General features: G+C 72.1%; 23 protein-coding genes. 9 read left to right on the top strand and 14 right to left on the bottom strand.

Annotation, left to right across the window (positions count from 1 at the left end; all coding sequences use genetic code 11):
- Positions 1 to 8: 8 nt before the first annotated feature.
- Both ACFY23_RS19640 and ACFY23_RS19635 read right to left on the bottom strand, forming a co-directional pair.
- Complete coding sequence (locus tag ACFY23_RS19640; protein WP_350684231.1) at positions 9 to 770, bottom strand: peptidoglycan DD-metalloendopeptidase family protein; 762 nt, start codon at positions 768 to 770, stop codon at positions 9 to 11.
- Between the two features lie 272 nt (positions 771 to 1,042).
- A complete protein-coding gene (locus ACFY23_RS19635; protein ID WP_350684230.1) occupies positions 1,043 to 1,762 on the bottom strand; it encodes a M23 family metallopeptidase in 720 nt (239 codons plus the stop codon).
- 441 nt (positions 1,763 to 2,203) lie between these two features.
- On the opposite strand from ACFY23_RS19635, the gene ACFY23_RS19630 reads away from it, so the two are divergent.
- From ACFY23_RS19630 to sucD, 3 genes are all read left to right on the top strand, one after another.
- Positions 2,204 to 2,608 (top strand): cobalamin B12-binding domain-containing protein, encoded by a 405-nt coding sequence (locus tag ACFY23_RS19630; protein ID WP_350684229.1) that lies wholly within the window; start codon positions 2,204 to 2,206, stop codon positions 2,606 to 2,608.
- A 544-nt stretch (positions 2,609 to 3,152) separates the two neighbouring features.
- On the top strand, positions 3,153 to 4,331 hold the full coding sequence (gene sucC, locus ACFY23_RS19625) for an ADP-forming succinate--CoA ligase subunit beta (protein ID WP_350684228.1): 1,179 nt from the start codon (positions 3,153 to 3,155) through the stop codon (positions 4,329 to 4,331).
- Positions 4,332 to 4,333: 2 nt separating this feature from the next.
- Positions 4,334 to 5,221: a succinate--CoA ligase subunit alpha gene (sucD, locus tag ACFY23_RS19620; protein WP_350684227.1), complete on the top strand. Its 888-nt coding sequence runs from the start codon at positions 4,334 to 4,336 to the stop codon at positions 5,219 to 5,221.
- 46 nt (positions 5,222 to 5,267) lie between these two features.
- On the opposite strand, the gene ACFY23_RS19615 is transcribed toward sucD, so the two are convergent.
- On the bottom strand, positions 5,268 to 5,525 hold the full coding sequence (locus tag ACFY23_RS19615; RefSeq protein ID WP_350684226.1) for a hypothetical protein: 258 nt from the start codon (positions 5,523 to 5,525) through the stop codon (positions 5,268 to 5,270).
- Between the two features lie 157 nt (positions 5,526 to 5,682).
- On the opposite strand from ACFY23_RS19615, the gene ACFY23_RS19610 reads away from it, so the two are divergent.
- Positions 5,683 to 6,975 carry a DUF6350 family protein gene (locus tag ACFY23_RS19610; protein WP_350818990.1) on the top strand — a complete coding sequence of 431 codons (1,293 nt, stop codon included), beginning with the start codon at positions 5,683 to 5,685 and terminating at the stop codon, positions 6,973 to 6,975.
- A gap of 89 nt (positions 6,976 to 7,064) precedes the next feature.
- Here ACFY23_RS19610 and ACFY23_RS19605 read toward each other — a convergent pair whose 3' ends face one another.
- Positions 7,065 to 7,652, bottom strand: coding sequence for a DUF4190 domain-containing protein (locus tag ACFY23_RS19605; RefSeq protein ID WP_350679489.1), 588 nt, complete (start codon positions 7,650 to 7,652; stop codon positions 7,065 to 7,067).
- Between the two features lie 21 nt (positions 7,653 to 7,673).
- Complete coding sequence (locus tag ACFY23_RS19600; protein WP_350679487.1) at positions 7,674 to 7,973, bottom strand: CD225/dispanin family protein; 300 nt, start codon at positions 7,971 to 7,973, stop codon at positions 7,674 to 7,676.
- A gap of 183 nt (positions 7,974 to 8,156) precedes the next feature.
- On the opposite strand from ACFY23_RS19600, the gene purN reads away from it, so the two are divergent.
- Both purN and purH read left to right on the top strand, forming a co-directional pair.
- Positions 8,157 to 8,777: a phosphoribosylglycinamide formyltransferase gene (purN, locus tag ACFY23_RS19595; protein WP_350679485.1), complete on the top strand. Its 621-nt coding sequence runs from the start codon at positions 8,157 to 8,159 to the stop codon at positions 8,775 to 8,777.
- The gene (gene purH / locus ACFY23_RS19590) at positions 8,774 to 10,345 is read left to right on the top strand and encodes a bifunctional phosphoribosylaminoimidazolecarboxamide formyltransferase/IMP cyclohydrolase (protein ID WP_350679483.1); all 1,572 of its coding nucleotides are present in this window, start codon (positions 8,774 to 8,776) and stop codon (positions 10,343 to 10,345) included. The genes purN and purH overlap by 4 nt, the downstream gene beginning before the upstream one ends.
- Positions 10,346 to 10,526: 181 nt before the next feature.
- On the opposite strand, the gene ACFY23_RS19585 is transcribed toward purH, so the two are convergent.
- The 5 genes from ACFY23_RS19585 to ACFY23_RS19565 form a co-directional block, all read right to left on the bottom strand.
- On the bottom strand, positions 10,527 to 11,555 hold the full coding sequence (locus ACFY23_RS19585) for a dipeptide ABC transporter ATP-binding protein (RefSeq protein WP_350679481.1): 1,029 nt from the start codon (positions 11,553 to 11,555) through the stop codon (positions 10,527 to 10,529).
- Positions 11,539 to 12,576: an ABC transporter ATP-binding protein gene (locus ACFY23_RS19580; protein ID WP_350679479.1), complete on the bottom strand. Its 1,038-nt coding sequence runs from the start codon at positions 12,574 to 12,576 to the stop codon at positions 11,539 to 11,541. The genes ACFY23_RS19585 and ACFY23_RS19580 overlap by 17 nt, the downstream gene beginning before the upstream one ends.
- Before the next feature lie 173 nt (positions 12,577 to 12,749).
- On the bottom strand, positions 12,750 to 13,706 hold the full coding sequence (locus tag ACFY23_RS19575) for an ABC transporter permease (RefSeq protein ID WP_350679477.1): 957 nt from the start codon (positions 13,704 to 13,706) through the stop codon (positions 12,750 to 12,752).
- A gap of 60 nt (positions 13,707 to 13,766) precedes the next feature.
- The gene (locus ACFY23_RS19570) at positions 13,767 to 14,705 is read right to left on the bottom strand and encodes an ABC transporter permease (RefSeq protein WP_350679475.1); all 939 of its coding nucleotides are present in this window, start codon (positions 14,703 to 14,705) and stop codon (positions 13,767 to 13,769) included.
- A gap of 85 nt (positions 14,706 to 14,790) precedes the next feature.
- The gene (locus ACFY23_RS19565) at positions 14,791 to 16,395 is read right to left on the bottom strand and encodes an ABC transporter substrate-binding protein (RefSeq protein ID WP_350679473.1); all 1,605 of its coding nucleotides are present in this window, start codon (positions 16,393 to 16,395) and stop codon (positions 14,791 to 14,793) included.
- Between the two features lie 430 nt (positions 16,396 to 16,825).
- Here ACFY23_RS19565 and ACFY23_RS19560 point away from each other — a divergent pair, with 430 nt between their 5' ends.
- Together ACFY23_RS19560 and mdh are read left to right on the top strand one after the other, a co-directional pair.
- Positions 16,826 to 17,686 carry a bifunctional methylenetetrahydrofolate dehydrogenase/methenyltetrahydrofolate cyclohydrolase gene (locus tag ACFY23_RS19560; protein ID WP_350679471.1) on the top strand — a complete coding sequence of 287 codons (861 nt, stop codon included), beginning with the start codon at positions 16,826 to 16,828 and terminating at the stop codon, positions 17,684 to 17,686.
- 186 nt (positions 17,687 to 17,872) lie between these two features.
- A complete protein-coding gene (gene mdh / locus ACFY23_RS19555; RefSeq protein ID WP_350679469.1) occupies positions 17,873 to 18,823 on the top strand; it encodes a malate dehydrogenase in 951 nt (316 codons plus the stop codon).
- Positions 18,824 to 18,880: 57 nt separating this feature from the next.
- On the opposite strand, the gene ACFY23_RS19550 is transcribed toward mdh, so the two are convergent.
- Positions 18,881 to 19,687, bottom strand: a complete 807-nt coding sequence (locus tag ACFY23_RS19550; RefSeq protein ID WP_350679467.1) for an MBL fold metallo-hydrolase — start codon at positions 19,685 to 19,687, stop codon at positions 18,881 to 18,883.
- 136 nt (positions 19,688 to 19,823) lie between these two features.
- Here ACFY23_RS19550 and ACFY23_RS19545 point away from each other — a divergent pair, with 136 nt between their 5' ends.
- Positions 19,824 to 21,041 (top strand): NADP-dependent isocitrate dehydrogenase, encoded by a 1,218-nt coding sequence (locus tag ACFY23_RS19545; protein WP_350679465.1) that lies wholly within the window; start codon positions 19,824 to 19,826, stop codon positions 21,039 to 21,041.
- Between the two features lie 366 nt (positions 21,042 to 21,407).
- Here ACFY23_RS19545 and galT read toward each other — a convergent pair whose 3' ends face one another.
- The 3 genes from galT to cysC all read right to left on the bottom strand — a co-directional run bounded on the left by galT (position 21,408) and on the right by cysC (position 24,929).
- Positions 21,408 to 22,493, bottom strand: coding sequence for a galactose-1-phosphate uridylyltransferase (gene galT / locus ACFY23_RS19540; protein WP_350679463.1), 1,086 nt, complete (start codon positions 22,491 to 22,493; stop codon positions 21,408 to 21,410).
- Positions 22,490 to 23,293: a DeoR/GlpR family DNA-binding transcription regulator gene (locus tag ACFY23_RS19535; protein ID WP_350679461.1), complete on the bottom strand. Its 804-nt coding sequence runs from the start codon at positions 23,291 to 23,293 to the stop codon at positions 22,490 to 22,492. The genes galT and ACFY23_RS19535 overlap by 4 nt, the downstream gene beginning before the upstream one ends.
- Before the next feature lie 106 nt (positions 23,294 to 23,399).
- Positions 23,400 to 24,929, bottom strand: coding sequence for an adenylyl-sulfate kinase (cysC, locus tag ACFY23_RS19530; RefSeq protein ID WP_350679459.1), 1,530 nt, complete (start codon positions 24,927 to 24,929; stop codon positions 23,400 to 23,402).
- Positions 24,930 to 24,969 lie beyond the last annotated feature (40 nt).

Here is a 24,969-nt window from a genome sequence, read left to right as displayed (position 1 = left end):
GGTACGGGTCAGCAGGCCACGTCGATGCCCCGGGCGCGCAGGAACGGCGCGGGGTCGATCTGGTTCCACATCTGGCCCTGGTGGACCTCGAAGTGCAGGTGCGGTCCGGTGGAGTCGCCGGTGGAGCCCTCCAGGCCGATGGTCTCGCCGGCGCCCACCTTGTCGCCTACGCCCACCTTGGCGGTGCTGAGGTGGGCGTAGTGGGTCAGGTAGCCGTTGCCGTGGTCGACGACCACCGAGATGCCGTACCCGTCGCCGACGTCGCCGGCTTTGGTGACCGTCCCGCCGAAGGCGGCGCGGACCGGGGTGCCGGCGGGCAGCGCGAAGTCGATGCCGGCGTGCAGGGTGCCCCAGCGCGGGCCGTAGCAGGAGGTGATCGCCGCGCCCTTCATCGGGACGACCCAGCTCGGCTTCGGCTTGCTGGTCTTCTTCGGCGTCGGCTTGGCGGTGGTCGCCTTCGGGCTGGGCTTCGCCGACGGGCTCGCCGTCGTGGTGCTCGGTGTCGGGCTGGCCGAGGGGCTGGCCGGAGCGGTCGACTCGCGCGCGGACCGGTCGGCGCGGTCGGCGGCCTCGGCGCGGGCCTGCGCGTCGAGGGAGACGGCGGCCGGGACGGAGGGCTCGTCGTCACCGGTGGCCGCGAAGGCGGCGCCGCCGAGACCGAGGCCGATCAGAGCCGCCGCGGCGACGATCACTCGGGTGCGGCCGCCGGTCAGCCTCCGGTGCCGAGCGGGGGCGTCGGGGGTGTTCTCGTTCTGAATGTCTTCCTGCACGGCGGACCTTCACTGATCGAGGGGCACTTGACCTCGAAATACTGGTGTCAGCGGGGTCCGCAGCGGGTAGGGGGACCGGGTCGGGACGGAGCGGCGGTGCCTCCGGCGTCCGTTACCTCCCGCCCTGCGGCTTTGGTAGCGATAAGTGATCATGGTTGGCCGTGGCGCCGATCACACTCGCGGCTGTGACCCAGAAGACTTTGCCCGTCGGTGGGGCAACGAAAAACCGCCCGGATCGACAGATCCGGGCGGTCAACGGTCGGTGCGCAGCGTCAGGAGGCGGCTACGTCGTTGTAAATTGCCTCGACCTGTAGCTTGATGTCCACGTCGCGATCCTGGAGCCACGGCACCGGGTCGAGCGGCTCGCCCTTGACATGGACCTCCAGGTGGAGGTGGGCGCCGTAGGAATGGCCGGTGTTGCCGACCAGGCCGAGCTGGTCGCCCGCCTTGACCTGCTGCCCCTCCCGCACGCTCAGCGCGGAGGAGTGGCCGTAGATCGCCTCGCTGCCGTCGGCGTGCTGGACGATCACCGTGTAGCCGTAACCGCCGAACCAGCCGGCCTTGGTGACGGTGCCAGCGTGGATGGCGACATAGGGCGTGCCCTCGGGGGCGACCAGGTCGACGCCGGTGTGCAGCTTGCCCCAGCGCATGCCGTAGGGCGTCTGGAACTCGTAGTCCTGCAGGGGGAGCAGCCAGACCTCGCGCTCGGCGGCGTCCTCGGTTCCGGCGGCGCGGGTGCTGTCGCGGGAGGCGCGGTCGGCGGCGTCGGCGCGGGCCGCGGCGTCCTGGCTCAGGGTCGAGGCGGCCTTGAGCTCGTCGAGGACCGACGGGTCGACGCTCTTCGCGTCCGGCATGGCGCCCGCGCCGAGCGCGACGACACCGGCCCCGACGAGCGCGGTGGTGACGACGGCGGCGTAGCGGCTACGCGGAGGGGTGGGTACGCGGCGGCGGCCGCGATATCGATCGGGCTCAGACGACAGGCGCTGGCGCACGCACACCCTCCGTTGTCGGGGATCCGATGCGGCTTCCTCGACGCTCGTGAAACTCCGGTGAACGTCGGCTGACCGCGTCGTCACCCGTCCGTGGACCTGATGACAACCGTGGACACGGTAGCCAACGACCAGGCCCGTCACAAGCCAAAGCGCCGAATTGCTACTGCGTTCTGTCCCTTTGCATCCGTGATTGTCATGCCTCGTACCCGTCGAACGGTGCCCCCGTAACTGACCGTTCGTCGCGCAGGGTGACCAAACGGCGGAGTCGTCCGGCTTGACGACGGTGATCATCTACGGCACGGGTACCGTCGGCGGCGGCAGCCTTCCCGGGGGTCGCCGGCCGGCGCGCCGTGCGCTTCGCCGCCCGGATTTCCGGGGCCGGGCGGGGCGGGTTACCGTTCGTTCAGGTGAAGCCGCGGAGCCGGTGAAAGGGATGCGCAGATGAGCTCTCGTGTTCGGGTCGTCGTCGCCAAGCCGGGCCTGGACGGCCACGACCGTGGCGCCAAGGTCGTCGCGCGTGCCCTCCGGGACGCCGGTATGGAGGTCATCTACACCGGCCTGCACCAGACCCCGGAGCAGATCGTGGAGACCGCGATCCAGGAGGACGCCGACGCGGTCGGGCTCTCCGTGCTGTCCGGGGCGCACATGACGCTCTTCCGGCGGGTGGTGGAGCTGCTCGGCGAGCGGGACGCCCGCGACATCGTCGTCTTCGGCGGCGGCATCATCCCCGACGCGGACATCCCCGAGCTGCAGAAGCTGGGCGTCGCCAAGATCTTCACGCCGGGCGCCACCACCGCCTCGATCGTGGAGTGGGTGCGGGAGAACGTCGCCCAGCCGGTCGCCTGACCGCGGTCGCGGGCTCGGTGCGGTCGACCGGCCGCAGTCTCCGGGCGCCCGACCACGGTCGGCGGGCATCGGAGCGGTCGACCCGGTCGTGGACTCGGGGCGGTCGGCCGGTCGCGGGCATCGGGGCGGTCGACGGCTGACGCCGGACAGGGGGAGGGGCCGGACGCACCCCTCACACGTCCGGCCCCTCTATGCACGATGCCCCGCCGCCACCCCTCGACCGACAGGGCATCGGCCGTCTCCCGCCGCCGCGCTGCATCAGCGCGCCGACACCTGACTCAACGACGCCCCCGCGCAGGGGTTACGCAGCCCGGACAACATCGCCCGGACGGCTGACGTCGGGGCCCGAAGTCGCGGAAAGGCCGCGCGACGCCGCTGGTTGTGCATTACCGCACACCGCGCACCCGCTCGGTTGCGGCCGGTGTCCACCTCGCTAGGCTGCGCCCAATGGCCTGTTTCAACTGATGACAGGCGTCAAACTGTTTTCCATAACGCTGGTGGCGGCGCGACGGCGCGCCGCGGAGACGGGACGGGACGCGCAAACGTGGACCTGTACGAGTACCAGGGGCGGGACCTGTTCGAGCGGCACGGCTTGCCCGTGCTCGCCGGCGGCGTCGCCACGACCCCGGAGGAGGCCCGCGCGATCGCCGAACGCCTCGGCGGTCGGGTGGTCGTCAAGGCGCAGGTGAAGGTCGGCGGCCGGGGCAAGGCCGGCGGCGTGAAGCTGGCCGAGGGCGCGGATGAGACGGTGGCCCGGGCCACCGACATCCTCGGCATGGACATCAAGGGTCACACCGTCCACAAGGTCATGATCACCGTGACCGCGGACGTGGCCGAGGAGTACTACTTCTCCTACCTGCTCGACCGGGCGAACCGCACCTTCCTCTGCATCGCCAGCGTCGCGGGCGGCATGGACATCGAGCAGGTCGCCGCCGACACCCCGGAGAAGGTCGTCAAGGCCCCGATCGACGCCAACACCGGCGTCGACGAGGCGAAGGCGCGCGAGATCGTCGCCGCCGCCGGCTTCCCGGCCGAGGTCGCCGACCAGGTCGTCGAGGTCGCCGTGGGCCTGTGGAAGGCCTTCGTCGCCGAGGACGCCACGCTGGTCGAGGTGAACCCGCTGGCCAAGACCGGCGAGGGCAAGCTGCTGCTGCTCGACGCCAAGATCACCCTGGACGAGAACGCCGGCTTCCGGCACCCGGACCACGAGGCGCTCGTCGACCAGGCCGCGGTGGACCCGCTGGAGCAGGCCGCCAAGGAGAAGGACCTCAACTACGTCAAGCTCGACGGCGAGGTCGGCATCATCGGCAACGGCGCGGGCCTGGTCATGTCGACCCTCGACGTGGTCGCGTACGCCGGTGAGCGGCACGGCGGCGTCAAGCCGGCCAACTTCCTCGACATCGGCGGCGGCGCGAGCGCCGCGGTGATGGCGAACGGGCTGGAGATCGTCCTGTCCGACCCGTCGGTGAAGAGCGTCTTCGTCAACGTCTTCGGCGGCATCACCGCCTGCGACGAGGTCGCCAACGGCATCGTGCAGGCGTTGGCCCTGCTCGAGCAGCGCGGCGAGAAGGTCACCAAGCCGCTGGTCGTCCGCCTCGACGGCAACAACGCCGAGGCCGGCCGGGCGATCCTCGACGGCGCGAACAACCCGCTGGTCCAGCGGGTCGACACGATGGATGGCGCGGCCGAGCGGGCCGCCGAGCTGGCGGCTGCGGGGGTCTGACAATGGCTATCTGGCTGACCAAGGACTCGAAGGTCATCGTCCAGGGGATGACCGGTTCCGAGGGTTCCAAGCACACCCGGCGGATGCTCGCCGCGGGCACCAACGTCGTCGGCGGCGTCAACCCGCGCAAGGCGGGCCAGACCGTCGACTTCGACGGCACCGAGCTGCCGGTCTTCGCCAGCGTCGCGGACGCGATGGCGCAGACCGGTGCCGATGTGACCGTGATCTTCGTACCGCCGCAGTTCACCAAGGGCGCGGTCGTCGAGGCGATCGACGCCGGGATCGACCTGGCCGTGGTGATCACCGAGGGCGTGCCGGTGCACGACACCGCCGCGTTCTGGGCGTACAACGTGGCCAAGGGCGAGCGGACCCGGATCATCGGGCCGAACTGCCCGGGCATCGCCTCGCCGGGCGCCTCCAACGCCGGCATCATCCCGGCCGACATCACCGGCACCGGCCGCATCGGCCTGGTCAGCAAGAGCGGCACGCTGACCTACCAGATGATGTACGAGCTGCGCGACATCGGCTTCTCGACCTGCGTGGGCATCGGCGGTGACCCGATCATCGGCACCACCCACATCGACGCGCTGGCCGCGTTCGAGGCCGACCCGGACACCGACGCGATCGTCATGATCGGTGAGATCGGCGGCGACGCCGAGGAGCGGGCCGCCGAGTTCATCAAGGCGAACGTGACCAAGCCGGTGGTCGGCTACATCGCCGGCTTCACCGCGCCCCCCGGCAAGACCATGGGGCACGCCGGCGCGATCATCTCCGGCTCCGCCGGCACGGCCGAGGCCAAGAAGAGCGCGCTGGAGGCCGTCGGCGTCAAGGTCGGCAAGACGCCGACCGAGACCGCCAAGCTGATGCGGGAGATCATGTCCGCGGGCTGACCCGGGCTGGCGTACGACCAGGGGGCCGACCGTTCGCGGTCGGCCCTCAGTCGTTGTAGAGCGGGTAGTTGCCGCCGGCCCAGAGGATGCCGCTGCCGATGATGTTGAGCACGCCGAACGCGATCGCCAGCCAGCCGAGCACCGGCGACTGGCCGAAGCGCTTGGCGTCCCGGATCGACAGGTAGCCGAAGACGATCCCCAGGATGCCGCAGCAGAGCAGGCCGAGGATGATGCCGAGCACGCCCCAGAGCGTGGTGCGGTCCTGGCCGGTCGTGGGCGGTGGCGGCGGTGGCGGAGCGTTCACGGCTTCCCTCCGGGCGTCGGTGCCGCGACTTCGGTCGCGTCCCTGGGGCTGAGGCTAGACCGGATCGGGGGCGGGAGACGGTGGATCACGGAACTCGCCGCCGCTCGGGGGCGGTATCGGACTGCCACCGCGCCCGCGGCATGCCAGAGTAGACCCGATGTCCTCCGTCACCCCTGATCAGCCGAGCCGCCCCGGCGTCGCGGCCGGCACCGACGCCCGGGCGGCCGCACCCACCGGGCGGGGCCGGCGGGTGCCCGCGCCGCGGGGCGGCGAGCCCCCTCGCAGCCGCGCCCCGCTGGCCGTCGCGGCGGCGGTCGCCGCCGGCTGGGCGGCACTCACCTCGTGGCTGCCGGTGGTGGTCGTGCTCTGGCTGTTCCAGCTCAGCGAGGACGCCGCCTCCGTGCCGGGCGCGCTCCGCGCCGGGCTGGCCGGCTGGTTGCTCGGGCACGGCGTCCCGCTCGACACCGGCGCCGGCCCGTTCGGGCTGGCCCCGCTGGCGCTGACCGCGTTGGTGGTCTGGCGACTGACCCGGGCGGGCGTGCACACCAGCCGGGCGATCGGCGCGCGCGGTGGGCGGTCACCCCGGCAGGCGCTCGTCGCGGCCGGCGCGGTCGGCATCGCGTACGCGCTGATCGGCGTGCTCGCGGCGGTGCTGGCCGGCGCGGGCGGCCCCGGGGCGTCACCGGTCCGCGCCGGGGTCACCCTCGCGGTGCTGGGCACTCTCGCGGCCCTGGTCGGCTCGGCCCGGACGACCCACGTCGCCGGCCTGCTGGCCGCGCGGTCCCCGGAGCCGCTGCGCGACGGGATCCGCACCGGGCTCGTCGCCGGGCTGCTGCTGCTCGCCGCCGGCGGCGGGGCGGCGGGGCTCGCCGTGGCCACGGGGGGCGGGGACGCCGCCGACCTCATCGGGGCCTACCGCACCGGGGTCGCCGGGCAGGCCGGGATCACGCTGGTCAGCCTCGCCTACGCGCCGAACGCCACCATCTGGTCGGTCAGCTACCTGCTCGGGCCCGGTTTCGCCGTCGGCACCGACACGGCGGTCCGCACCAGCGAGGTCTCCGTCGGCGCGCTGCCGGCCCTGCCGCTGTTGGCGGGGCTGCCGCGCGGTCCGGTCGACGGCATCGGGGCGGCCCTGCTCGCGGTGCCGGTCCTCGCCGGGATGGCAGCGGGCTGGCTGCTGGCCCGCCGGCTGCTCCGGCTCGCCGCCGACGACCGGACGCCGCTGCGCTGGGGCCCGCTGCTCGGGCCGGCGGCGCTCGCCGGGCCGGTGGCCGGCGTGCTGCTGGGCGCCGCCGCGGCCGCCTCCGCCGGGTCGCTGGGCGGCGGCCGGCTGGCCGAGGTGGGCCCCGTCCCCTGGCAGGTGGCCGGCGTGGCGACCGCGGTGATCGCGGTGGGCGCGCTGCTGGGCGCCGCCGGGACCCGGGTGCTCTCCCGCTCGACGCTCCGCTGACCCCCGCCGCACGCCCCCGGGCCGGCTCGACCTTCCGGTACGACGAAGGCGCCCCGGACGAGCCGGGACGCCCTTTCGTGCCGTGCCGGTCAGGGCTGGTAGGCGAACCCGAAGATCAGCAGGACGATCTGGAGCAGGCCCAGCACGGCGCCGATGGCGCCGCAGATCAGGCCGGCGAGGGCCTGACCCTGGTTGTCGGCCAGCCCCTGGGCGGCCTTCTGCTTGCCCATCCAGCCGGTCACCACGGCGGCGATGCCCAGCGGGATGCCGAGGTAGCAGCAGACCAGCGGGATCGACGCGATGCCGAGGATCATCGACACCAGGCCGAGGGTGTTCTGCTGCTGCCCCGGCCCCTTGCCGGCGAACCCGGCGTTCGGGTACATGGGCGGCGGCGGGTACGCCTGCTGGGCGTACGGATCCGGGTACGGCTGCTGCCCGTACGGCTGGCCCGAACTCGGCTGCCCCGAGGTCGGCGGCTGGCCGTAGGGCTGGCCCGAGGTCGGCGGCTGGCCGTACGGGTTCTGCGGTGCGGCGTACGGGTCGTTCGGCTGCCCGGTGACGGGCTGCTGCCCGTACGGCGCCGCCGGCGGCGGGGCGTACGGGTCGTGGTGCGGCGCGGTCGGGTCCTGGTACGGCTGCTGACCGTAGGGATCCTGACCGGGGTAGCCGGGCTGCATGCGAACTCCTCGTCAGTTCTGTCAGTAGCTGCTGGCCGAGCTGCTGTCGCCCATCAGCCCGGCGAGGCCACCGAGCAGGCAGCACACCAGAACGATCACATACCAGCTGATGCCGACGATCAGGGCCCACTTGGACCACTTCTTCGACTCGGCGGCCGCGGCCTGGGCCCCGGCGTAGTCGCCCTGCGCGAGCAGCGGGTTCACCTTGGAGGCGTTCATGATCGCCGGGATGGCCAGCGGCCAGAAGAGGAAGATGGCGACGATCGACATCGCCATGTTGTTGTTGACCTGGGGCTGTTGCGGCGGGTATCCGGGCTGCATCTCGGCGTACTCCTCATTCCACTCGACACCACAAAGGGCGCCGGATCACTGACGGGTGCGGGCCGGACGCGCGCGCCGGTCCCGAGCGACCGGCAGCGTACCCGGTTCTGCCCAGTCACGTCGTCGGTGAATGTCGCGCTGCCCAGCGGTTGGACCCTCCGACCTGCCCGATAGGCTGGTCAGGTGACCGAGCCCGCGTCCGTCGCCCGCATCGTCGTCCTCGTCTCCGGCTCCGGGAGCAACCTCCAAGCCCTGCTCGACGCCGGTGCCGATCCGGCGTACGGGGCCCGGGTGGTCGCGGTCGGGGCCGACCGCGACGGCATCGCCGGGCTGGACCGGGCCGCCGCGGCGGGCGTGCCGACCTTCGTCGAGCGGGTCAAGGACCATCCCACCCGCGAGGACTGGGACGCGGCGCTGACCGCCCGGGTCGCCGAGCACCGGCCCGACCTGGTCGTCTCCGCCGGCTTCCTCAAGCTGGTCGGCCCGCGCTTCCTGGCCGCCTTCGGCGACCGCTACCTGAACACACACAACACGCTGCTGCCGGCGTTCCCCGGCATCCACGGCCCCCGCGACGCGCTCGCCTACGGCGTGAAGATCACCGGGGCCACCCTCTTCTTCGTCGACGCCGGGATGGACACCGGCCCGATCGTCGCGCAGGTCGCCGTGCCGGTGCGCGACGACGACGACGTGGAGACGCTCACCGAGCGCATCAAGGACGCCGAGCGGCGCCAGCTCGTCGAGCAGGTGGGCCGCCTGGTCCGCGAAGGTTGGACGATCACCGGAAGAAAGGTCACGGTTCCGTGAGTTCCACTCAGGACGTACGCCGCCCGATCAGACGGGCGCTGGTCAGCGTCTACGACAAGACCGGCCTGGTCGAGCTGGCCCGGGCGCTGCACGCGGCCGGGGTGGAGATCGTCTCGACCGGCAGCACGGCCTCGACCATCGCCGACGCCGGGGTGCCGGTGACCCCGGTGGAGGCGGTGACCGGCTTCCCGGAGATCCTCGACGGCCGGGTCAAGACGCTGCACCCGAAGGTGCACGGCGGGCTCCTCGCCGACCTGCGCAAGGACTCGCACGCCGCCCAGCTCGACGAGCACGGCATCGCGGGGATCGACCTGCTGGTCTCCAACCTCTACCCGTTCCAGGCCACGGTCGCCTCCGGCGCGGGCGTCGAGGAGTGCGTCGAGCAGATCGACATCGGCGGGCCGGCGATGGTCCGGGCGGCCGCCAAGAACCACGCCTCGGTCGCCGTGGTGACCGACCCGGCCGCGTACCCGGCCCTGCTCGCCGCGCTCGACGAGGGCGGCTTCACCCTGGCCCAGCGGCGCGTGCTGGCCGCCCAGGCGTTCGCGGTCATCGCCGAGTACGACGTGGCGGTGGCCGAGTGGTGCGCCGCCGTGCTGGCGCCCGAGCAGGACGGCTGGCCGGGCTTCGCCGGGCTGTCGCTGCGCCGTTCGGCGGTGCTGCGCTACGGCGAGAACCCGCACCAGGCGGCGGCCCTCTACGTCGACCCGTCCAGCCCGGCCGGGCTCGCGCAGGCGGAGCAGCTGCACGGCAAGGAGATGTCGTACAACAACTACGTCGACGCGGACGCCGCGTGGCGGGCGGCCAACGACTTCCCCGACCAGCCGGCGGTGGCGATCATCAAGCACGCCAACCCGTGCGGCATCGCGGTCGGCGCCGACGTGGCCGAGGCGCACCGCAAGGCGCACGCCTGCGACCCGGTGTCCGCGTACGGCGGGGTGATCGCGGTCAACCGGCCGGTCTCGGTCGAGCTGGCCCGGCAGGTCGCGGAGATCTTCACCGAGGTGCTGGTGGCGCCCGGCTTCGACGAGGGCGCCGTGGAGATCCTCCAGGGCAAGAAGAACATCCGGCTGCTCCGCGCGCCGGCCTTCGACCCGCTGCCGGCCGAGTGGCGGCAGGTCACCGGCGGCGTGCTGGTGCAGATGGCGGACCGGATCGACGCCGACGGCGACGACCCGGCCAACTGGCGACTGGCCGCGGGCGAGGCGGCCGACGAGGCGACCCTGCGTGACCTGGCCTTCGCCTGGCGGGCGGTGCGCGCGGTGAAGAGCAACGCGATCCTGCTCGCGAAGGACGGGGCGACCGTCGGTGTCGGGATGGGCCAGGTCAACCGGGTCGACTCGGCGCAGCTCGCGGTCAGCCGGGCCGGGGCGGATCGCGCCCGCGGCGCGGTCTGCGCCTCCGACGCGTTCTTCCCGTTCGCCGACGGGCCGAAGATCCTCATCGACGCGGGCGTCCGTGCGATCGTCCAGCCGGGCGGCTCGATCCGCGACGAGGAGGTGATCGCCGCCGCCAAGCAGGCCGGCATCACCATGTACTTCACCGCCACCCGCCACTTCTTCCACTGACCACTGACCCCTGGCCCACGCCCACGCCTTCCGCGCCGGCTTGCCGTCGATCTTGCACCTGGTGCCCTGGCACATCGGACAAAGAGCGCGATCCGCAGGCACAAAGTGCAAGATCGTGGGCGTGGGCGTGGGCGTGGGCGTGGGCGTGGGCGGGTCGGACGGGTCGGACGGGTCGGGCGGGTCAGCCGACCGGGCGGAGCTCGGCGAAGTGGCACGCCGAGGGGTGCGGGTCCGCCGCGCGGGGCACCGTGTGCGGCTCCTCCCGGGCGCAGACCTCCTGGGCCTTCCAGCAGCGGGTGCGGAAGTGGCAGCCGCTCGGCGGGTCGGCCGGGCTCGGCACGTCCCCCGTGAGACGGATCATGGTGCGCTGGTCGCGGGCGTCCGGGTCCGGCACCGGCACCGCCGACAGCAGCGCCTGGGTGTACGGGTGGGTGGCCCGCTCGTAGATCTCGTCCTCGGTGCCGATCTCGACGATCTTGCCGAGGTACATCACCGCCACCCGGTCGGAGATGTGCCGGACCACCGACAGGTCGTGGGCGATGAAGATGTACGACAGGCCGAACTCGTCCTGGAGCTGCTCCAGCAGGTTGATCACCTGCGCCTGGATCGACACGTCGAGGGCGGAGACGGGCTCGTCGCAGACGATGATCTCGGGCCGCAGGGCGAGCGCCCGGGCGATGCCGATGCGCTGCCGCTGACCGCCGGAGAACTGGTGCGGGTACCGGTTGATGTGCTCCGGGTTGAGGCCGACCACGTCGAGCAGTTCCCGCACCCGCTGCCGCCGGCTGCCCTTCGGCGCCGCGTCGGGGTGGATCTCGAACGGCTCGCCGATGATGTCGCCGACCGTCATCCGCGGGTTCAGCGAGGTGTACGGATCCTGCATGACCATCTGCATGTTGCGCCGCAGCCGGCGCAGCTCGGCGCCGGACGCCCTGAACAGGTCCCGGCCCTCCAGGGTGGCCCGGCCCGCAGTCGGCGTCTCCAGCCGCATCAGCAGCCGGGCCAGGGTGGACTTGCCGCAGCCGGACTCGCCGACCACCCCGAGGGTCTCGCCGCGGCGCAGCTCGAAGCTGACCCCGTCGACGGCCTTGACCGCGCCGACCTGCTTCTGGAACAGCACACCCCGGCGGATCGGGAAGTGCTTGACGAGGTGGTCGACGGCGAGGATCGTCTCGCCCCGGACCTTGGTCGGGCTAGCGGGCGCTGTCATCACGAACCTCCTGCGCGAAATGGCACGCGCTGGTCCGGCCGTCGCCGAGGACCAGGTCGTGCGGCACCACGTCCACGCAGACCTGCTGCACGTACGGGCACCGGGGGTGGAAGGGGCAGCCGGACGGGATCCGCATCAGGTTGGGCGGCAGCCCCTTGATGGTGGAGAGCTGCTGGCCCCGCACGTCCATCCGCGGGATCGACTCCAGCAGCCCCTTGGTGTACGGGTGGGCCGGCGCCCGGTACAGCGAGCGGACGTCGGCGTGCTCGACGATCCGGCCCGCGTACATGACGGCGATGCGGTCCGCCACGCCGGCGACCACGCCGAGGTCGTGGGTGATCAGGATCATCGCCATGTTCAGGTCGCGGCGCAGGTCGGCCAGCAGGTCCATGATCTGGGCCTGCACGGTGACGTCCAGCGCGGTGGTCGGCTCGTCGGCGATCAGCACCTTCGGGTTCATGGCCAGCGCCATCGCGATCATGACCCGCTGGCGCATGCCGCCGGAGAACTGGTGCGGGTAGTCCCCGAGCCGGTTGGCGGCGGCCGGGATCCTCACCAGGTCCATCAGCTCGACGGACCGCCGGCGGGCGTCCGCCTTGGACATGCCCGCGCGCTGGCGCAGGGTCTCGCCGATCTGCCAGCCCACCGGGAAGACGGGGTTCAGCGCGGAGAGGGCGTCCTGGAAGATCATCGCGATCTCCTTGCCCCGCACCTGCCGGCGCTGCTCCTCCGACAGCTTCAGCAGGTCGCGACCCTGATAGAGGATCTGGCCGGAGCGGATCACCGCGGGGGGAGTGTCGAGGATGCCCATGATCGCCTGCGCGGTGACCGACTTGCCGGAGCCGGACTCGCCGAGCACGGCGAGGGTCTCGCCGGGGTCCAGGTGGTACGAGACGCCGTTGATCACCTTGGCCACGCCCTCGCCGGTGCGGAACTCGACGTGCAGGTCCCGTACGTCCAGCAGGTGCCCGCCCTCGGGCGTCGGGGAGGCCGGCGTCGGCCGGACGGCGGACTGGCTCACTGCGCTCGCCTTTCGCTCGCGACCGCGGGGCTCGCTGCACCCACTCCTCGCGCTCGCACGGGTTTCTGCCTTTCGCTCGCGACCGCTGGGTTCGCTGCGCCCACTCCTCGCGCTCGCACGGATTCCTGCCTCTCGTTCGCGACTGCCGCGCTCGTTTCGCTCGCGCGCATCCGTCACCGCAGCTTCGGGTCGAACGCGTCGCGGATCGCGTCGCCGAGCATGATGAACGCCAGCACGGTCAGCGCGAGGAACGTCGAGGGGACGACCAGCGGGGTGGCCGACTCCCGCATGTGCACCCGGCCGGCGTCGATGTCGATGCCCCAGGAGATGGTCGGCGCCTTCAGCCCGATGCCGAGGAAGGAGAGCGTCGCCTCGGCGGCGATGAACGAGCCGAGCGCGATGGTCAGCACCACGATCGCCGGGGCGAGGGCGTTCGGCAGGATGTGTCGCAGCATGATCCGGCCGTCGCCGGCGCCGAGCATCCGGGCCGCCGCCACGTAGTCCTGCTCCTTCGCGGTGATCACCGAGGAGCGGACGACGCGGGCGGCGGTGGTCCAGCCGAGGATCGCCAGCACGAAGATCACCGCGCCGATCCGGACCGCGGAGCTGTCGCTGTTCACCCGCTTCAGCAGCACGATCGCGGCGAGCAGCAGCGGGATGCCGAGCACGATGTCGATCACCCGGGAGAGCACCGCGTCGACCCAGCGGCCGAAGTAGCCGGCGACCATCCCGACGACGAGCGCGATCAGGCCGGTGAGCAGCGCGGAGAGGGCGCCGACCAGCAGCGACGCGCGGGCGCCGTGCACCGCCCGGGAGTACGTGTCGCAGCCCTGGAAGTCGTACCCGAAGATCGCCCCACCGGACGGGCCGGCGTGCTGGCGGGCCAGTACGCAGTCGCGGGGGTCGTTCGCGGTGAACAGTCCGGGAACCGCGGCCATGGCGGCGACCAGCACCACCAGCGCGAGGCTGATCCAGAAGATCGGCTTGCGGCGCAGGTCGCGCCAGGCGTCGCCGGCCAGGCTGCGGGGCTTCTGCGGTACGCCCGCCTGACCGGGCGCCCCCGGCTCGCCCGACGGCCCCCGCCGCGCGGCCTGGTTCTCGCTCGCCGCGACGGTCTCGAAGTCGCTCATGCCCGCACCCCGATCCGCTCGGCGCTGGCACGAAACGCTGCCCTGACTCGTTCGCTGCGCTCACTCATAGCGAATCCTCGGGTCGAGTACGGCGTACAGGACGTCCACCACCAGGTTGGAGACGAGGTAGACCACGACGAGCACGCTGACGATGCCCACCACCAGCGGGCCGTCCTCGGTGCGGATGCCGCGGAAGAGGTTGAAGCCGACACCGGGGATGTTGAACACGCCCTCGGTGATGATCGCGCCGCTCATCAGGTTGCCCAGCTCGACGCCGAGGAAGGTGACCACCGGGATGAGCGAGTTGCGCAGCACGTGGACGCTGACGATGCGCCGCCTGGCCAGTCCCTTGGAGCGGGCGGTCCGGACGTAGTCGGCGCGCAGGTTCTCCGCCACCGAGGTCCGGGTCAGCCGCAGCGCGGTGGCCAGCGAGAGGGAGCCGAGCACGATGCCGGGCAGCAGCAGCGCGTACAGGTCGGGGTCGGCGCCGGCGGTGGGTGGGAAGAGCTGCCACCTGACACCGAGGAGGTACTGCGCGAGCGGGGCGAGCACGATCGTGGGGATGCCGAGCACCAGCAGGGTCAGCAGCAGCGTCGAGTTGTCGAAGATGCTGGCCCGCCGGATGCCGGCGAGGACGCCCGCGGTGACCCCGAAGACGATGGTGACGACCATGGCGATCAGCGCCAGCTTGACCGTGACGGGCCAGGCGGCGGCGAGGATGTCGCCGATCGAGCGCCCGGTCAGCGACTGCCCGAGGTCGCCCTGCAGCAGGTTCTTGATGTAGTCGAAGTAGCGGTAGAAGAAGCCGCCGACCCCGGTCTGGTCGAGGTGGAACTTCTCCGTCAGGTATGCCCGCTGCGCGGCCGTGACCGGGCGCTCGCCGGCGAGCGCCTGGATCGGGTCACCCTGACCGGCGAACATCAGCGCGTAGACGATCAGCGTGGTCCCGAAGAACGCGAGGACCATCTGGAGCAGACGCCGCAGGATGAAGCGGAACATACTTGGCAGTCTCTCTGAAAAAGTGCGAAGAGGATGGCGGGTCGGGTCACCGTCCGCCGATGACCCGACCCGCCGTGCCGCGCTGTTACTTGACGGCCTCGATCTTCAGCAGGTCGATCCGGTCGAAGAGATCCATCTCCACGTTCTTGACCTTGGTCGAGTGGCCGAAGTTGTTCTGGCCGTACCGCAGCGGGATGACCGGCAGGTCCTTGGCCAGCAGGTCCTCCGCCGCCTGGTACTTCTTGATCGCCTCGTCCTCGTTCGCGGCGCTGGCGCCCTCGGCGAGCAGCTTGTCGAACGCCGGGTTGCTGTAGCCGTAGTAGTTCGACGAGCCGTTGCTGCTGTACAGCGGGCCCAGGTAGTTCTCCATGGACGGGTAGTCCATGACCCAGCCCATCCGGAACAGGCCGACCGGCTGCTTGGCCTTGAGCTTGGTCAGCAGGTCCGCGAACTTCGGCTCGGCGTTGCCCACGCAGTCCACGCCCAGGTTGGCCTTGAGCTGGTTGCAGGTCGCGTCGATCCAGTCCTTGTGGCCGCCGTCGCCGTTGTAGGACAGCTCGATCTTCGCCGGGCCGCCCGCGGCCTGGTACAGCGCCTTGGCCTTGGCCGGGTCGAACTCGCCGGCCTCGCCGATGGTGTTGTCGCGGTAGCCCGCGACGACCGGCGAGACGAACGAGCGGGCCGGCTGCTGCGAGTCCTTGAAGATCGACTTGGTGATCTCGTCGCGGTCGATCGCCATCGAGATGGCCTTGCGCACGTCCGGGTTGCTGAATTCCTTCTGGAACGTCGGGAACGCCAGCACCTGGAGCGACGAGGCCGGGCTCTGCTTGAACCGGTCACCGAGGTCGGTGCCGGCCGTCGACAGGTTCTCGGTCGGGATGGTCTTGATGACGTCCAGGTTGTCCGACAGCACGTCCGCGTACGCGGCGGTCGGCTGCTGGTAGATCCGGAACTCGACGCCGGCCACCTTCGGCTTCTCGCCGGGGAAGGCGTCGTACTTCTCGACCTCGACCTTGGCGTCGTGCTGCCAGGTGCCCTTCATCTTGAACGGGCCCTGGCCGATCGGCGCCTGCTCGTACCCTTCGGCCAGCACGCCGGGCGCGGAGAACGCGGCCTTCGGCATCGGGTAGAAGGCGGTGTAGCCGAGCATGGTCTTGAACTCGCTGTACGGCTCGGACAGCGTGACGGTGAAGGTCAGGTCGTCGACCTTCTTCAGGCCGGTCAGCGTCCTGGCCTTCGGCGTCTCGCCCTGCAGGTCTTCGTAGCCGGCGATCTTCTCGAAGAAGTAGCTCGAGTTCTGCCCGTTCGGCGCGTAGGCGCCGTAGTTCCAGGCGTCGATGTAGTTGTCGGCGGTGACCTTCTCGCCGTTGTGGAAGGTGTAACCGTCCTTGAGCTTGACCGTCCAGGTGGTGTTGTCCTCGGACGTCACCGACTCGGCCGCCACCTCGTACGGCTTGTTGGCCTCGTCGTAGTCGACCAGCGGGCTGAACAGGGCGGCGAGCACCTGCGAGCCGCTCGTCTCGTTGGTGTTGGTCGGCACCAGGTGCTGCGGCTCGGCGATCTCGATCCGCACGGCCGCGTCGGGGTTGCTCTCGCCGGATCCGCCGTCGCCGCCCGAGCCGCAGGCCACCAGGCCCAGGGTCACCGCGAGCGGGAGGGCGGTCCAGGTAGCGAGCCTGCGAACGCGCATGTAGCCTCCTCATCTCCTCACGCTGCGCAATCAGGCCCGGCGCTGGGTTTACGCTGCGCAACATCGGGCAACGGTAGGTCGCGGGTCGGCGTTCGACAACGAGCGCGTTGCGAAGCGATAACGGAACCCCGTCCAGGGGCTTGCCGGGCGGACTCGCCCCTGCTATAGGCGGTCGGGGCGGCGAGGGGCGGCTCACCTGCGCGTCGTCGTCGTGCGCGTGGCCGCTCCCGCCGCCTCCCGACCCTCTCGCGCCGCCTCTGCCCGCCTGTCCGGGCTCGTCCCCGTGGCGGTCGCGGCGTCCGGATGCCGCCGTGACGTAATCCACATGTGGTAACTCACAGTGATGAACCGCACGTCACTCTTCGTCATCAAGCGACGGGCTGGCGCAGGTCGTCGGATCACCGGGCGTCGACCGTGAGACGATCTGGGCGTGACGGCGACGCTTCTGGACGGCAAGGCGACCGCGGCCGAGATCAAGGACGAGCTGCGGACGCGGGTCAAGGCACTGGCGGAACGCGGCATCACGCCCGGGCTGGGCACCGTCCTGGTCGGCGCCGACCCCGGGTCGCAGGCGTACGTCAACGGCAAGCACCGCGACTGCGCCGAGGTGGGCATCGCCTCGATCCGCCGGGAGCTGCCGGCCGACGCGACCCAGGAGCAGGTCGACGCGGTGCTCGCCGAGCTCAACGCCGACCCGGCCTGCCACGGCTACATCGTCCAGCTCCCGCTGCCGGGCCACCTCGACACCCAGCGGGTGCTGGAGCTGATCGACCCCGACAAGGACGCCGACGGCCTGCACCCCGTCAACCTCGGCCGGCTCGTCCTCGGCTACGACGGCCCGCTGCCCTGCACCCCGCGCGGCATCGTCGAGCTGCTCCGCCGGCACGACGTGGCGCTGCGCGGGGCGAAGGTCGCCGTGGTCGGCCGGGGCAACACGGTCGGCCGCCCGCTCGGCCTGCTGCTGACCCGGCGCAGCGAGAACGCCACCGTGACGCTGTGCCACACCGGCACCCTCGACCTCGCCGCGCACACCCGCGCCGCCGACATCGTCATCGTCGCCGCCGGGGTGCCGGGCCTGCTCACCGCCGACATGGTCACGCCGGGCGCGGTGGTGGTCGACGTCGGCATCACACGGGTGATCGGCCCGGACGGCAAGGGCCGCTACACCGGCGACGTCGCCCCGGAGGCGGCCGAGGTGGCCGGCAAGCTGGTGCCCATGCCGGGCGGCGTCGGCCCGATGACCCGCGCGATGCTGCTGACCAACGTCGTCGAGCGCGCTGAACGCGACTGAGGCGTCAGGAAGGGCACCTTACCTATCGCCTGAGGTAGCGGAAGGGTCCCTTCCTCACACCTGCCAGGGCGACTGTGCCCGCGCGTACGGCCCATCGGGGTCATAACCGTCCGCCCCTGACCTGATCGGTGCCAGGATGACTGATACGGTCCGGAAAACCGACTGGTAGCAGGGAGTGGGACGACCATGGGTAAGAAGGTCACTGTCGTCGGGGCCGGCTTCTACGGCTCCACCACCGCGCAGCGCCTGGCCGAGTACGACGTCTTCGACACCGTCGTGATCACCGACATCGTGGAGGGCAAGCCCGCGGGTCTCGCCCTGGACCTCAACCAGTCGCGCGCGATCGAGGGCTTCGAGACCAAGGTCGTCGGCGTGACCACGGGCCCGAACGGCGAGGGCTACGAGGCGATCGAGGGCTCGGACGTCGTGGTGATCACCGCCGGCCTGCCGCGCAAGCCCGGGATGAGCCGGATGGACCTGCTGGAGACGAACGCCAAGATCGTCCGCCAGGTCTCCGAGAACGTCGCCAAGTACGCCCCGAACGCCGTCGTCATCGTCGTGTCCAACCCGCTGGACGAGATGACCGCACTGGCCCAGCTCGCCACCCAGTTCCCGAAGAACCGGGTGCTCGGCCAGGCCGGCATGCTGGACACCGCCCGGTTCACCAACTTCGTCGCCGAGGCGCTGAGCGTACCGGTGAAGTCGGTGAAGACCCTGACCCTCGGCTCGCACGGCGACACGATGGTGCCGGTGCCGTCGAAGAGCACGGTGAACGGCAAGCCGCTGCGCGACGCGATGCCGGCCGAGCAGATCGAGGAGCTGGTCGTCAAGACCCGCAACGGCGGCGCCGAGGTGGTCGCGCTGCTCAAGACCGGCTCGGCGTACTACGCCCCGTCCGCCGCCGCCGCCCGGATGGCCAAGGCCGTCGCGGAGGACTCCGGCGAGGTCATGCCGGTCTGCGCCTGGGTCGACGGCGAGTACGGGATCTCCGGCGTCTACCTGGGCGTCGAGGCCCAGATCGGGGCCGAGGGCGTCAAGCGGGTCGTCGAGACCGACCTGGACGCCGACGAGCTGGCCAGCCTGAAGGAGGCCGCCGAGGCCGTCCGTGCCAAGCAGGGCGACGTCGCCAACATGTGATCCACCACTGTCGAGGGGCACGCCGGTCCGCCGGCGTGCCCCTCGTCGTTGCGCCCCCTACAGCGCCACGAACGCGTCGCCCAGGTGCGGGGTGGCGAGCACCGCGGGGCCGCGCGCGGCCAGGTCGCGCAGCAGCGCCACCCGCGACGCGCGCGCCGCCGCCGCGTCCTCCTCGTGGGCGTACGCCAGCTCCGGGTCGACCAGTTGCACGGCGTGCACCAGCAGGTCGCCGGTGACCAGCAGCCGCTCGTCGCCGACCTCCAGCAGCACCGACTGGTGTCCGGGCGTGTGCCCCGGCGTCGGCAGCAGTCGTACCGTCGGATCGAGCCGCACCTCGCCGTCGACCACCCGGAGCCGGCCGGCGGCGCGCAACGGCGCGACGAGGCCGGCCGGCAGCGCCGGGTTGATGCTCTCCACGGCGGCCAGCTCGGCCCGCTGGAGGACGTAGTCGGCGTTCGGGAAGTACGGCGTGCCCGGCGAGCCGGTGACCGCCCAGCCGATGTGGTCGCTGTGCAGGTGGGTGAGCACCACCGTGCGCACGTCGGCCGGGTCGATGCCGGCGGCGGCGAGTTCGGCCGGCAGCCGCCCGGGCACCGGCGCCCAGCTCGACGCGGGAGAGCCGGCCGGGCCGATCCCGGCGTCGACCAGGGTCACCGGGCCGTCCCCGGCGCGGATCGCGAAGCCGCGGAACGGCAACCACCACCGCCCGTCGGCGGTCACCGTGCCCGGGTCCCGCCGATCGGCCGCGCGCCAGTGCTCCGGCGTGGCGTCCGGGAACGCCTCCGCGCGGGGCTGGAAGAAGGGCCCCTCGCCGTCGGTGAGCGCGGTGACCGTGATAGACCCGAGGATGCGGCGCGGTGGCATCGGGCGATGGTGCCAGCGCGGTCCCGTGCCGTGCCACCCGTTTTTCCGGCCGACCGAGGCCGGCTGGGGACTGCCGACCAGTTTCCAGTACGCTCGTACTGCTTGAGCACGTGTCCCCCGAGAGGAGCGCCGGCCGATGGCGAAGATCAAGGTAAACAACCCGGTCGTGGAGCTCGACGGCGACGAGATGACCCGGATCATCTGGAAGCAGATCCGGGAGCAGCTGATCCTGCCCTACCTCGACGTCGACCTGCACTACTACGACCTGTCGATTCAGCACCGCGACGAGACCGACGACCAGGTCACCGTGGACGCCGCCAACGCCATCAAGGAGCACGGCGTCGGCGTCAAGTGCGCGACCATCACCCCCGACGAGGCCCGGGTCGAGGAGTTCGGCCTGAAGAAGATGTGGCGGTCGCCGAACGGCACCATCCGCAACATCCTCGGCGGCGTCGTCTTCCGCGAGCCGATCATCATGTCCAACGTGCCGCGGCTGGTCCCCGGCTGGACCAAGCCGATCATCATCGGCCGGCACGCCCACGGTGACCAGTACAAGGCCACCGACTTCGTCGTCCCCGGCCCGGGTACGGTGACCATCACCTACACCCCGACCGACGGCTCCGCGCCCGTGGAGATGGAGGTCGCCAACTTCCCCGGCGGCGGCGTCGCCATGGGCATGTACAACTTCGACGAGTCGATCCGGGACTTCGCCCGCGCCTCGATGCGCTACGGCCTGGACCGCGGCTACCCGGTCTACCTGTCGACGAAGAACACCATCCTCAAGGCGTACGACGGCCGGTTCAAGGACATCTTCGCCGAGGTGTTCGAGAACGAGTTCAAGGCCGAGTTCGAGGCCGCCGGCATCAGCTACGAGCACCGGCTGATCGACGACATGGTCGCCGCCGCGCTGAAGTGGGAGGGCGGCTTCGTCTGGGCCTGCAAGAACTACGACGGTGACGTGCAGTCCGACACCGTCGCGCAGGGCTTCGGCTCGCTGGGCCTGATGACGTCGGTGCTGATGACCCCGGACGGCCGTACGGTCGAGGCGGAGGCCGCGCACGGCACCGTCACCCGGCACTACCGGCAGTACCAGAAGGGCGAGAAGACCTCGACCAACCCGATCGCCTCCATCTACGCCTGGACGCGGGGCCTGGCCCACCGGGGCAAGCTGGACGGCACCCCGGCGGTCACCGAGTTCGCGAACACCCTGGAGCAGGTCATCATCGACACCGTCGAGGGCGGCCAGATGACCAAGGACCTCGCGCTGCTCATCTCGCGGGACGCCCCGTGGCTGACCACCGACGAGTTCATGAACGCCCTGGACGAGAACCTGGCGCGCAAGCTCGCCGCCTGATTCTCCTCCGTCACACCGACCGAGCCCGCCGGCCCCGCCGGCGGGCTCCGTCGTCTTTTGCCCCGGACGGGTTCCGTGGCCCTCGCGCGGCGTGTCGCGGGCCGACACGCGGAGTGCGTCACTTCGTCCGGCGCGCCTCGTTGACCAGTGTGGACGAGATGCCAGTCGCGTCCAGGAAGGTTGACCGCGGTCGCCTCGTGGCATGCGTGCCGATCAGCCAGCCTTCCCGGCTGTCGCGCACAGCCAGCCGTCCCTTCCCTGCGGGGGGCCCTGTCCCGGGCCCCCCGCGCCCTGTCCGCACCACCTCCGGCCTGACGTGCTGGTGCCGCCAGACGTTGGGAAGGGGCCCTTCCTCCACCGTGGGCGTTAGGAAGGTGCCCTTCCTTTCAGAAGTTCGGCGGCGCGTTCCGGGGCGATGTCGTTGATGAAGACGCCCATGCCGGACTCCGAGCCGGCCAGGTACTTCAGCTTGTCCCGGGCCCGCCGGATGCTGAACAGCTGCAGGTGCAGGTGGCCCAGCTCGCGGTCGACGCGTACCGGGGCCTGGTGCCAGGCGGCGATGTAGGGCATCGGCAGGTCGAACAGCCCGTCGAAGCGGCGCAGCACGTCCAGGTAGAGCGGCCCGAAGGCGTCCCGCTCGGCGTCGTCCAGCGCCGGGATGTCCGGCACCGGCCGGTGCGGGGCCACGTGCACCTCGAACGGCCAGCGCGCGGCCGCCGGGACGTACGCCGTCCAGTGCTCGTTGGCGGCGACCACCCGGTCGCCCGCGGCCCGCTCGGCGGCGAGCACGTCGGCGTAGAGGTTGCGCCCGCCGGTGCGGTCGGCGTGCCGGCGGGCGGCGGCCAGCATCGCCCGGGTGCGCGGCGTCACGAAGGGGTACGCGTAGATCTGGCCGTGCGGGTGGTGCAGCGTCACGCCGATCTCCACGCCCCGGTTCTCGAACGGGAAGACCTGCTCCACGCCGGGCAGCTCGCTCAGCGCGGTGGTCCGGTCGGCGAGCGCGTCCAGCACGGTCCGCACCCGGCGCGGCGGCAGGCCGGCGAAGGAGGCGTTGTGGTCGTCGGTGAAGCAGACCACCTCGCAGCGGCCCCGGCCGGGCCGGACCGGGGTGAACGGCGTGATCCCGGCCGGCTCGTCGGCCACCCGGCCGCTCAGCGAGGGGAACCGGTTCTCGAAGACTGCGACGTCGTAGTCGGGGGCCGGGATCTCGCTGAGCCGGTCGGCGGTGGAGGGGCAGAGCGGGCACTGGTCGGCCGGCGGGAGGAAGGTGCGGGTCTGCCGGTGCACGGCGACCGCCACCCACTCGTCGGTCAGCGGGTCGTGGCGCAGCTGCGACGCGGGCGGCGGCGGGGACAGCTCGCGCCGGTCCGGCTGGTCGCGGACGGCGTCGTCCCGCTCGTCGAAGTAGATCAGTTCGCGGCCGTCGGCCAGCTCGATCGCGGTCCGCTTCATCGCGCCACCCCCGTCGCCGCCCGCGTCCCGTCCGTCGCCGGCACGACCACCAGTTCGCCCACCCGGTCGTCGAGCGACCGCCGCGCCTCGGGCGGCAACCGGTCGTCGGTGACCAGCACGTGGGCGGCGGAGAGCGCGACGATGGAGGAGATGCCGACCGTGCCCCACTTGGTGTGGTCGGCGAGCACCACCAGCCGGTCGGCCGCGGCGACCAGCGCCCGGTCGGTCTCCGCCTCCATCAGGTTGGGGGTGGTGAACCCGGCCCGCTCGCTGATCCCGTGCACGCCGAGGAAGAGCAGGTCCAGGTGCAGCGACCGGATCGCGCCGACGGCCAGCGGCCCGACCAGGGCGTCGGACGGCGTACGCACCCCGCCGGTGAGCACCACGGTCTGGTCCGGACGGCCCCCGGCGTGCAGGATCTCGGCCACCGGCAGCGAGTTGGTGACCACGGTCAGGCCCGGCACGTCGACCAGCCGGCGGGCCAGCTCGGCGGTGGTGGTGCCGGCGGAGAGGGCGATCGCCGCGCCGGGCCGGACAAGTTCCGCGGCCCGTCCCGCGATGGCCGCCTTCTCCGCCAACTGCCGCACCGACTTGGCCCGGAACCCCGGCTCGTCGGTCGATCCGGCGACCGTGGCGCCGCCGTGCACCTTGGCCAGCAGGCCACGCTCGTGCAGCGCCTCCAGGTCGCGCCGGATGGTCATGTCGGAGACGCCGAACTCGACGGCCAGGTCGGTGACCCGCACCCCGCCCGTGGCACGCACCCGGTCCAGGATGGCCGCCTGGCGCTGCTGAGCCAGCATCCGCCGCCCCTCCGTGCTCCCCGCGCGCTCTCACGCGACCAAACGTGTTCGAACAAAGATGAACACTAGCGCGGAGGGGCCACCCACGGAAGGAGGCGCGGGCGGATCAGACGGACTGGAGCTTGGGCTCCACCCATCCCGTCTCGGTCAGGTGGTGCAGGACGGCCTGGACCGCCTCGTCGACCGTCAGGTCGCTGGTGTCGACCACCAGGTCCGCGTCGGTCGGCTCCTCGTAGGGGTCGTCGATGCCGGTCATCCCGGTGAGCAGGCCCGCCCGGGCCCGGGCGTACAGACCCTTGCGGTCGCGCTGCTCGCAGACCTCGAGCGGGGTCGCGACGTGCACCAGCAGGAAACCCGCCCCGGCGGCCAGGGCCATCTCCCGGGCGGTCGCGCGCGCCTGGGCGTACGGGGCGATCGGGCAGCAGATGCCGACGCCGCGGTGCCGGGCGATCTCGGCGGCCACCCAGCCGATCCGCCGCACGTTGAGGTCGCGGTCGGCCTTGCTGAAGCCCAGGCCGGCGGAGAGCTCCCGGCGCACCACGTCGCCGTCGAGCAGCGTGATCGTCCGGTCGCCCTGCTCGCGCAGCGCGTCGGCGAGGCCGCGCGCGATCGTCGACTTGCCGGAGCCGGAGAGCCCGGTCAGGAAGACCACCAGGCCCCGGTGCCGCCGTGGCGGGCGGGCCCGGGCCAGCTCCTTCGCCACCGCCGGCGGGGTGTGCCACTCGGGCAGCGGGAAGCCCCGGTCCAGCAGGTCGTCGATCTCCGCCTGGGTCAGCGCGAGGCGCCGGTTGCGCGGCGGGATGTCCTCCCGCCAGCGCCACTGCCCGTCGCGGTTGTCGTAGGCCAGTTCGCGTGGCACCAGCACCCGCAGGCCCGCGCCCGAGAGCATCTCGCCGGTGGAGAGCAGGTGCGTCACCCCGTACGCCGCCGAAACCCGGGCCCGCAGCAGCGCGTCGCTGATCTCGTCGCGGCGCCGGTTGAGCGGCACGGCGACCAGGGTGGCCGGCGGCATCCGGTCCCGGGCGGCGAAGATGCCGCGCACCAGCGCCTCCGGGGGCAGCCCACCAAGGCCGTCCTCGCCGACGGGGATCATCACCAGCAGGTGGGCGCCGAGGGTACGGACGGCGTGGGCGATCTGGGCGAGCTGCGGCCGGTGCAACGGGCGGTCGGCGACCACCCCGAGCACCCGGCCGGGCGGCAGCAGCGCGCGTACCTCCTCGGGCGTGCGGCGCAGCCGCTGGAACGGGCCGTGACCGCCGTCGCCGAGCCGGCGGACCGGGCCCCCGACGCCCGCCACCCCGTCGCGGACCTGCCAGGCGTCGGCGACCTCCAACGCCGCGACGGGCGCGCCCTCGCCGTCGGTCAGCACGAGAGTGCGGCGCGCCTCGTCGCGCGGGTCCAGCCCCTGGGCGAGCGCCGCGGGCACCTGGAGCGTGACCGGCACCGGCCACGGGGCGCCGTCGGTGAGCCGACCCCGGCGGCTCACCGAGACCAGGTCGGCGCGGGTCATGAAGCCGGTCAGCGGGGCGTACGCCCCGGTCAGCAGCAGCTCCAGGTCGGCGAGCTCGCCGGGGCGCGGCGTGTACGCCGGCGCGTCCCGGAGCACCTCGTCGGGCACCACCCAGCCGTTGCTCATCCATCCCCCAACCCGCTGACCGGCACACAGTTTCTCAGCC

It is taken from the genome of Micromonospora sp. NPDC000121, from assembly GCF_042899165.1.
GTDB lineage: Bacteria > Actinomycetota > Actinomycetes > Mycobacteriales > Micromonosporaceae > Micromonospora.
This window is presented reverse-complemented; position numbering and strand designations above follow the sequence as displayed.